Here is a 1,390-nt window from a genome sequence, read left to right as displayed (position 1 = left end):
TGCTGGGGTGGCAGGGTCGGGCGGACCCTGGGTGGGGGCGGTGGTCGTGATGCCACGGCCGTTCTTGCCTTGGTGCCGTAGAGCCCGTGATTGAGCCTGGTCGGTTGGACAGTCGTAGGGATTCGTGGAATGTTGCCTTCGAGCACGTGCGTCAGACTCCACTTTGTTGCCCAGTCCGCCTGTTACGGCCACCGTCCCTTCTCTCGATGATGAAGGAAGGGAAACGATCATGGAAGTGATCCACTGCCGTTGCGCGGGGATGGATATCTCCAAACGGGACGCGAAGGTCTGCGTCCGTAGTCCCGGTGCGCGTGCCGGGACGTTCACGAAGCAGATCACGGTACACGGGGCGATGCATGGCGATGTTCTCGCGTTGCGTGATCACCTGCTGGTTCAGCAGGTCACGTTGGTGGTGATGGAAGCAACCGGCGACTACTGGAAGCCGTATTACTACGGGCTGGAAGAGCACCTGAACGTGATGCTCGTCAACGCCAGGCACGCGAAGAACCTCCCGGGGAGGAAGACCGATGTCTCCGACGCGCAATGGCTCGCCGAGCTCGGCGCCCACGGGCTGGTGCGCGGCTCGTTCGTCCCACCGTGGCCGATCCGTCAACTCCGAGACCTGACCCGGCAACGCACCCTGCTCACCACGCAGCGGTCCCGGGAGATCCAGCAGCTGGAGAAGCTGATCGAGTCCACCGGCATCAAATACACCTCGGTCACCGCCCGAATCCTCGGCGTGTCCGGGCGGGCGTTCCTGGAAGCACTCATCACCGGTGAGAGCAACCCGGTCGTGCTGGCCGACCTCGCCAAGGGTCGACTGCGCGTCAAGACCGAGCAGCTGAAGGCCGCGTTCGAAGGCAACTTCACCCCTCACCACGCCGCTCTGACCCGGCTCCATCTGGACCGCATCGACCTCCTGGATGATCACCTCCAGCAACTCACCGGTCTGATCGACACGCTCGTGGGCGAGCACGACCTCGGCTGGGCCAGAACCCTGCTGGCGACGATCCCGGGGATCAGCCAGACCGGCGCAGAGAACATCATCGCTGAAACCGGAACAGACATGACCTTCTTCGAAACACCCGCCCACCTGGCCTCCTGGGCCGGGGTCTGCCCCGGACAACACGAATCCGCCGGGAAGAGCAAACACGTCAGCACCCGCCCCGGCAACGCGCACCTGAAAGGCGCTCTCGGCACCGCCGCGATGGCAGCCGTGCGCACCAACGAATCCTTCTTCCAGAACCGCTACAAGCGACTATCCGCACGCCGCGGCCCGATGCGCGCGCTCGTCGCCATCCAACACTCACTGATCATCGCGATCTGGCACATCCTCACCCGGCACCAGCCCTACCAAGCCAGCCGAACAGCCGCCTGACCACACGACAAG

At 64.2% G+C, this 1,390-nt stretch carries 1 protein-coding gene; it reads left to right on the top strand.

Going from position 1 to position 1,390, the window contains the following annotated elements:
• Window positions 1–166 precede the first annotated feature (166 nt).
• On the top strand, window positions 167–1,378 hold the full coding sequence (locus ACYVDK_RS18275; protein ID WP_460524437.1) for an IS110 family RNA-guided transposase: 1,212 nt from the start codon (window positions 167–169) through the stop codon (window positions 1,376–1,378).
• The last annotated feature ends 12 nt before the right edge of the window (window positions 1,379–1,390 follow it).

The organism is Humibacter antri (assembly GCF_054777235.1).
Note: the sequence above shows the minus strand (reverse complement) of the source record. Positions and strands in the feature narration are given on the sequence as shown.